This is a genomic window from Roseomonas chloroacetimidivorans, assembly GCF_049629625.1.
Lineage (GTDB): Bacteria > Pseudomonadota > Alphaproteobacteria > Acetobacterales > Acetobacteraceae > Roseomonas > Roseomonas chloroacetimidivorans.
In genome coordinates, this window is the sequence record NZ_JBNBZS010000069.1 from 19,932 (window position 1) to 27,706 (window position 7,775).

6 protein-coding genes are annotated in these 7,775 nt (G+C 68.9%); all 6 read right to left on the reverse strand.

The window, feature by feature from the left end; translation table 11 throughout:
* Nucleotides 1–20 precede the first annotated feature (20 nt).
* Nucleotides 21–2,072: a hypothetical protein gene (locus ACO1BU_RS28745; RefSeq protein WP_424139397.1), complete on the reverse strand. Its 2,052-nt coding sequence runs from the start codon at nt 2,070–2,072 to the stop codon at nt 21–23.
* Between the two features lie 87 nt (nt 2,073–2,159).
* The gene (locus ACO1BU_RS28750) at nt 2,160–3,599 is read right to left on the reverse strand and encodes a glycosyltransferase family 4 protein (protein ID WP_424139398.1); all 1,440 of its coding nucleotides are present in this window, start codon (nt 3,597–3,599) and stop codon (nt 2,160–2,162) included.
* A 59-nt stretch (nt 3,600–3,658) separates the two neighbouring features.
* On the reverse strand, nt 3,659–4,531 hold the full coding sequence (gene rfbA / locus ACO1BU_RS28755) for a glucose-1-phosphate thymidylyltransferase RfbA (RefSeq protein WP_424139399.1): 873 nt from the start codon (nt 4,529–4,531) through the stop codon (nt 3,659–3,661).
* On the reverse strand, nt 4,528–5,427 hold the full coding sequence (rfbD, locus tag ACO1BU_RS28760) for a dTDP-4-dehydrorhamnose reductase (RefSeq protein WP_424139400.1): 900 nt from the start codon (nt 5,425–5,427) through the stop codon (nt 4,528–4,530). The genes rfbA and rfbD overlap by 4 nt, the downstream gene beginning before the upstream one ends.
* Nucleotides 5,427–6,494 (reverse strand): dTDP-glucose 4,6-dehydratase, encoded by a 1,068-nt coding sequence (rfbB, locus tag ACO1BU_RS28765; protein WP_424139401.1) that lies wholly within the window; start codon nt 6,492–6,494, stop codon nt 5,427–5,429. The genes rfbD and rfbB overlap by 1 nt, the downstream gene beginning before the upstream one ends.
* A 10-nt stretch (nt 6,495–6,504) precedes the next feature.
* Nucleotides 6,505–7,131 carry a dTDP-4-dehydrorhamnose 3,5-epimerase gene (gene rfbC / locus ACO1BU_RS28770; protein WP_424139402.1) on the reverse strand — a complete coding sequence of 209 codons (627 nt, stop codon included), beginning with the start codon at nt 7,129–7,131 and terminating at the stop codon, nt 6,505–6,507.
* Nucleotides 7,132–7,775 lie beyond the last annotated feature (644 nt).

Sequence of the window (7,775 nt, forward strand, 5' to 3'; positions counted from 1 at the left end):
ATCGCCGGCCGGGTGCAGGACTATCCCGGCGCCTCTGCCCTGCCCGTTGTCAGTGCCCGGAGGCCGAGCCAGGTGCCCAGGACCGAGAAGATGATGGCAAAGGGCAGAGCCGGAGATATGTAGAGCAGGTTTGCCGAGGGGATCGAGGTGGCGTCGAGATAGGCGAGCAGGGCCAGGCGGGCTGAGAAGGCCGCGCCGCAGCCGAGCACAAGCGCGAGCAGGCACAACGGCACGGGCCGGCCGCGGTGGCGGACCAGGGCGAGCAGCAGGCCGATCCCTCCCAGCCCCCCCAGGACGGGGAAGGCCACGGCATAGCCCGCACCGATGGCTGCGGCGATTTGCGTCTGCACGGCTCGCCGGCGCGACCCCATCAGGTCAGTGTCCAGGCTCGTCACCAGGTCGCCGTAAATCCGGACGGCCCCGGTATCCAGGATCATGCCCTGGCGCACGCTGTCCCAGGGGATGCTCACGAGCGAGCCATTCTCCACCTCCACGACGATCTCGCACTGCGATGGTGGGCAGGACGTCTCCAGCGCGAAGGCGAGCCCGTTCATGTCGGGGTAGGTGCCGCGGATGTAGTCGCCCCCCCAGCGTGCAACAGTGGCCGACACCATGATCCCCTCGGGCCCGCGCAGGCTGATGTCAGGACGGCCGGCCGTGGCGCCGACCCAGCCCTGCAGCCGGCGTTGTGGGCCATCGGGGGGGAAGACCGGTCCAACTGCATCGGCGAAGGCCTGGATCGCGGAGCGCGGGCCGATGCTGGGAGCTGACCCGACGGGGCCCTCCCGCATGGTGAACAGGCGCTCCAGCAGTGTTACGGCCGCGCTGGCTGCGTAGCGGAGGTACTCGGCGCGGAAAGGCGGTGCGAGCGTGGCACGGCGGGGCAGGCAGTCCAACCGGCCGCTGTCACAGGCCTCGTCGATCTCGGTCGCCAGACGCAGGTAGAAGTCGCGCGCGGCTACCGCCGAGCGGCCATGCCCCGCGGCGGTGACGGCATCCCGCAAAGCCCACATGAACCAGCCCGCGAGGATCTCGGGGCATTCCGCCGCGCTGGGCATCTGGGATTGCGTGCAGCCCACCCGGCGCCACCCCTCACCCCCGGCCCCTTCGAAATACGGCTCCAGCTCCCGCGCGGCAGGGCTGACAGCGTAGGCGCGCTGGCGCGCATCGCGTGGGAACACGACCAGGCGGCGCCACTGGTCGTGCCGGATGCGCGAAAGCGCGCCGTAGCCTCGCTCGAAGGCCCTGGATTTGAATTCGTTGTTCTCGCTCACGCCGTAATAGGCAGCGTTCAACCGGGACACCGTACCGAGCCCCGCGGCGAAAACTCCCGCCGCCAGCAGCAGCGGCAGCGCCGACACGGAGAGGCGGACGATGAAGCGGTCCGCGCCAGCCGGCCTCATGTCCCTCCGTCCCGGCCAGAGAAGTCCCGGCCAGAGAAGGCCGGCCAGAGCCGTGAGGAGGATCACGGCGAGGGCGGGCAGAAGCCAGAGGCCCTCCTCTCGCGTCAGCCAGTAACCAGCCGCAACGAGGCCCAGGCAGACGCCCAGAGCCGCCCGGTGCCAGGGCTTCGACGCGGCCGGCGGGAACGCGGCCAGAGCAGTGAGGAGAACCAGGAGGAGCGACAGGCTGATATAGAGATTTTCGCGGATGACCCGGGCCAGGGATAGCGACCAGAGGGCCGGGTTGAATGCGAGGACCGCAAAGATCACCAGGCTGAGCCAGCGGCGGCCCGTGCAGCGCAGCACAAAGACGGCCGCCAGGGCGGAAGCCCCAAGATAGCAGGCCTGCTCCGCCACGCGCAGCGGAATGGAGAGGAAGGACGAAGTGGCGATAAAAAGGGGATAGAACATCCCCTTAGCCAGGGTGAGATTATCGTAGGAACCCAGCCAGTCGCCGGCGAGAAGGGAGCGGGCAAGCCGGATGAAGAGCGCGTCATCGGCCTCCGCGCTGCCAATCGCGTGCACCGGGAAGCCTGTTCGCAGCCAGAGGCTCAGCCCCGCGATACTGAGCCACGCGGAGAGCCGGGCCGCCGCAGCCCAGCTCTCCCTTTGAGGTGTTGCGAGCGCCATTCCGTCCGATGTTCCAGGGTTCGCCAAGGGCTTGCCCTTAGCACTACGCCAGAGGTGGAACCACCAACCCTGCCCGGACGGGCGGTGCTACAGCGCCATCGTTCGGAGCAGCGCGTTCAGCCTTGCCCGCCAGGCGTCGAGCGAGAGGTGGGAAGCGGCATAGGCCAAGCCCCCGGCGGAGAGCCGGCCCCACAGAGCCTCGTCCGTGTAGGCCTCCCGCAGCCGGGCCGCGAACTCCTCCGGTTCGGCCGCGATCAGCACGCCGCCGCCGTCACGCAGCGACATGCCCTCCGTGGCCACGGGCGTCGCGATGCAGGGCACCCCGGCGGCGAGGCTGGAGGCGACCTTGCCCTTCGCCCCCGCGCCGAAGGTGAGCGGTGCCACGGTGAGGCGAAGCCCCTCGAACCAAGGGCCCACATCCGGCAGGTGCCCGAGGGCCCGCACCCGGCCCGGAACCCCCTCGAGCAGGCCGGGCGGGAAATCGCTGCCGACAATGGTCATGTCGACCTCCGGAAGGTCCCGCAGCACGAGGGGCCATATGGCGGAGAGGAAGTGCCGGATCGCATCGACGTTCGGGACGTGGGCGAAGCCACCGATGAAGCCGATGCCCCGGCGGCGGGCGAAAGGCGCGGTGGGCGGAGCGAGAGGACGGGCGAGGGGTAGTTCTGCCACCAGTGCTTCCGGTATCTCCCTCGCCAGCAGCTCCAACTCCGCCCGGGAGACGACGATGGTGGCGTCGCTCCCTCGGATGATTGCCTCCTCCCGCTCGCGCACTATCCCGGCGGCGGCCAGACTGGCCTCATCGCCCGCCTGGAGCGCCCGGCGCTCCTCGCGCAGGAAGGCGAGGTCGATGGAGTTGAAGACAATGCGGGCCTGCGGCGCGTCCCGAAGCACCTGTTCCAGGAATCGGCCGCCGCAATAGACGCGGCAGAGGATGCAAAGGTCGAGGGAACCGCCGCTGTCCCTCAGGAAGGTCTCCACGGAGGGGGCATCGGCCATCGTTAGGCAGTGGATGCCCAGAGCAGCCAGCGCATCTCGGGCGGGGGAAGGATCCTCATGGTCCCGGGCCGCGGCGAGCAGGACGTCGAAGCCGAGTTCCCCCAGGCACCGGATAAGGTTCACGATATCAACCGAGCCCGAATCGCGGTCCGGCTGGGGCCAGTGGTCGTCGATGACCAGGACCTGCCCGCGACTGGCCGGTAGCAGCTCGGCCAGTGGATGAGGCGGGGCCTCCTGAGCCACCGGCAGTTCTGCCCTGGTGCGGAAGCCCTGTAGGAGGCTGGAAATCGGCGAGGTCAGCCGCTGCCTGATCCGGCGAGCCCGCATCAAGGCAATGCGGGCAGGGTGCGACTGCATCCGCAGGACCTTGGCGCGCAGGACCTCCAACTCGGCCTGCACGTCCTTCAGGCGTTTCCGGTCCCGCCGCATCTGAATAGTAAGCGCGGCGGCTGTAACGGCCGGCTCGCATCCCTCCCCGGCCTGCACGGGAGAGGGTGGTTCGGAGGGAATCGGCGGGGGGCTGGTCACGGCGCTTCGTTCACCGGATCGCCTTAACAACCGGGGGCTGCACTGAGAAGGGGGCAAGGTCACCGCCGCTGGTTCAGCAGCCCCTCCAGATATGCCCCGTAGCCGCTCTTCCTCTGCTTCGCCGCCAGGGTGCGGAGGGCGTTGTCGTCGATGAAGCCCATACGCCAGGCCACTTCCTCCGGCGCGGCCACCTTCATGCCGGTGCGCTTCTCGATGGCGCGCACGTACTCGCCGGCCTCCAGGAGGCTGTCATGGGTCCCGGTATCCAGCCAAGCGTAGCCGCGGCCGAGGCGGACGACGGAGAGGCTTCCTTCCTCCAGGTAGAGGCGGTTGAGGTCGGTGATCTCCAGCTCGCCGCGCGGGGAGGGCTTCACGCGGCGGGCCATCTCGGGGGCGCGGACGTCGTAGAAGTAGAGGCCGGTGACGGCCCAGTCGGAGCGGGGGCGCTCCGGCTTCTCCTCGAGCGAGAGGGCGCGGTAGGCCCCGTCGAACTCCACCACGCCGTAGCGCTCGGGGTCGGCCACGCGATAGGCGAAGACGGAGGCGCCGGGGCCCTTGTTGCGGGCCTCGGCCAAGCGCTCGTCCAGCTCGTAGCCATGGAAGATGTTGTCGCCGAGCACGAGGGCGGAGGGGGCGCCGGCCAGGAACTCCTCGCCGAGGATGAAGGCCTGGGCGAGGCCGTCGGGGCTGGGCTGGGCGATGTAGGAGAGGCGGATGCCCCACTGCTCGCCCGTGCCGAGGAGGCGCCGGAACAGGGGCAGGTCGTGCGGGGTGGAGATGATCAGCACCTCCCGGATCCCGGCGAGCATGAGCACGGAGAGCGGGTAGTAGATCATCGGCTTGTCGTAGACGGGCAGAAGCTGCTTCGAGACCGCCATGGTGGCGGGGTAGAGCCGCGTGCCGCTGCCGCCGGCGAGGATGATGCCCTTCAAGAGGTGGTCCCCCTGGGGCCGATCAGGATGTCGAGACACACCGAGAGTGAGCGGCGCCAGTCAGCCGGCTGGATGCCGTGGATGCGCGCGATCCGCCCGCAATCCAGCCGCCCATCGGCGGGGCGGCGGGCGGGGGTCGGGTACTCCGCGGTGGTGATGGCGCGCAGTTGCGGCGTCCTCAGCCCGCGCGCGGCGGCGCCCTCGAAGATGGCGGCGGCGAAGTCGTGCCAGGTCGCATGGGGGGCGCCCGTGAGATGGAAGAGGCCGAAAGCCTCGTCCCCGGCCGAGGCATTGGTCAGGCGAGGCAGCATGCGGGCGATGGCGTCGGCCAGCTCGGCAGCGAAGGTCGGCGCGCCGTGCTGGTCGGCCACGACGGAGACGGTCTCGCGCTCCTGCCCGACGCGCAGCATAGTCTTGAGGAAGTTGGTGCCGTGCGGACTGCAGACCCAGGCCGTGCGGATGACGGCGCTGCGCGGATTCGCGGCCATGACCACCCGCTCCCCTTCCAGCTTGGATTCCCCGTAGACGCCGATCGGGCCGGTCGGGGCGTCCTCCGCATAGGGCGCGCCACCGTCGCCGGGGAAGACGTAGTCGGTAGAGATGTGGACGAAGGGCAGGCCGCGGGCGGCGGCGGCTTCGGCGAGGAGCCCGGCGCCGGTCGCGTTCACGGCAAAGGCGAGGTCGCGCTGGCTCTCGGCCTTGTCGACGGCGGTATAGGCGGCGGCATTGACGATCGCGTCCGGCGCGGACGCATTCACGGCACGGGCGATGGAGGCCGGGTCAGTCAGATCTAGTTCCGGCGCCTCCTGCGCGACCACCTCGTGCCCATCTCCCGGGAGACGATCCAGCAGCTCGAGTGCGAGCTGGCCCGTGCGGCCGGCCACAAGGATGCGCATCAGGCCGCGCCTTTCACAGGATCGGGGAGGAGGCCAAGGCGTTCCCCGGCGTATTTCTCGCGGAGCGGCCGCCACCAGGCCTCGTTCTCCAGGTACCAGCGCAGGGTGCGCTCGATCCCTTGCTCAAAGGTGACCGTGGAGCGCCAGCCCAGTTCGCGCTCGGCCTTGGCGGGGTCGATGGCGTAGCGGCGGTCGTGGCCCGGGCGATCCGCCACGAAGGAGATCAGCTCCCGGCGCGGGGTGGAGGTGGGGCGCAGGCGGTCCAGCGTGTCGCAGATGGCGTGGACCACCTGGAGGTTGGTGCGCTCCGCCCGGCCACCGATGTTGTAGGTCTGGCCGGGCGTGCCGCGGGTGAGTGCCGCCACCAGGGCGCGGGCGTGGTCCTCCACGAAGAGCCAGTCCCGGATGTTCCCGCCATCGCCATAGACGGGCAGGGGCTTGCCCTCGAGCGCATTCAGCGTGACGAGCGGGATGAGCTTCTCGGGGAAGTGGTAGGGCCCGTAGTTGTTTGAGCAGTTAGTAACGATCGTCGGTAGGCCATAGGTCTCGTGCCAGGCGCGCGCCAGGTGGTCCGAGCCGGCCTTGCTGGCGGAGTAGGGGGAGCGCGGGTCGTAGGGCGTCTCCTCCGTGAAGGCGCCGGTAGGGCTGAGGGAGCCGAAGACCTCGTCCGTCGAGACGTGGAGGAAGCGGAAGGCGGCGCGCCGGGCTGGGTCGTAGCCGGCCACCAGGGACCGCGCGGCCTCCAGCAGGGCGAAGGTCCCCATCACATTGGTCTGGATAAACGGGGCAGCGGAGGCGATGGAGCGGTCCACATGGCTCTCGGCGGCCAGGTGCATCACCGCGTCCGGCGGGTAGTCGGCGAAGGCGGCGCGCATGGCTTCCGCATCGCAGATGTCGGCCTGCAGGAAGGCGAAGCCCGGCCGGCCCTCGCAGGCCGCCAGCGTCCGGCGGTCGCCGGCATAGGTCAGCTTGTCGATGACCAGCACCTCTTGCCCGAGATCCAGCACGAGGTGACGAACCAGGGCCGATCCGATGAAGCCGGCGCCGCCGGTGACGATCACGCGCATGGTCGGGGGCTCAGAAGCAGGCCGGCAGGTCGCGCAGACACGGATGTCGCTGATCCTTTTCCGAGAGCACAGGCCCTTCAGGCAGATCCACGGCAGCAAAATCCGGCCAGGGTAGTGCCAGTTCGGGGTCATCCCAGGCGATGCCCCGGTCACAGTCCGGCGCGTAGTAGTCGTTCACCTTGTAGGCGACCTCGGTATCGGGGAGGAGGGTCAGAAAGCCATGGGCGAAGCCGGCAGGAACGTAGAACTGCTCCCCGGTATCGGCGGCCAACTCGACCGCCACGTGGTGCCCGAAGCTCGGTGAGCCACGGCGTATGTCCACTACGACGTCGAGGATGGCGCCGCGCAGAACCCGGACGAGCTTGGCCTGGGCATGCGGCGGCGCCTGGAAATGCATGCCCCGGAGCGTCCCGACAGCGGCGGAGAGCGATTGGTTGTCCTGCACGAAGACGTCAGGAACCCCGACGGCCTCGAAGTCACGCTGGCTGAAGGTCTCCATGAAGTAGCCCCGGTGGTCGCCGAAGCGCCGCACCTTGATCAGAAGAGGGCCGTCAATGGTGAAGCCCGTAGCTGAGACGTTGCCGCTGACGCAGTCCTTCCCAGTCGATCTGGCGCCAGTCAAAGCTTGCTGACGCATTCCCAAGGTTGCCGTCATTCAGGCCCTGCATTGGTCAATCGTGTGAGTGCGCCATTTCCCGAACCAGCCTTGGCCGTGCGAGACGCAAGCTGCGCAACGTGAAGTCTGGAACTCGAGGCTAGGAATTTTGCCACAGCGAATGTGTCTCGGGCAACCCCTCGCCCGACGGGCGCGAGGGCGGCGTAACAGGTGGGACGATAGCAGGGCTTCTTGGGGACTGAAACTCGGGACAAAACCTTTGCTGACACCTTGGGCGGTGATGGCGCTCCTTGATCCTGCTGACCTCTGGGCAGCGGTCGGGCCGCTGCTGCCTCGGGCGCGCGCTTCACATCGGGCCCTCTTGGCAGACATTTCGTTTGCGCTATGGGCGGACCTTGGTGCGTGGATCGGTCTTGACGCGGTCGCAGGGTAGGATGGGGAGGGGGCGAGGCCCTACCACCGGACAGGGACACCCTGCTTGCCTTTCAAAGCCCATCGGGATCGCCGGCATCACATTCCGAAGCAGCGGCACCGGGGGGAGCTATGCGGGAATTTGGGTGACGCGGTGATCAGGCGGCGTTCTGTGCTGGCGTGTTGGTGACCTCGACGCCGTTCTTGAATGTGACGCCCTGGATGAGCTTGGGCAACTGGTTCTCGCCCTTCAG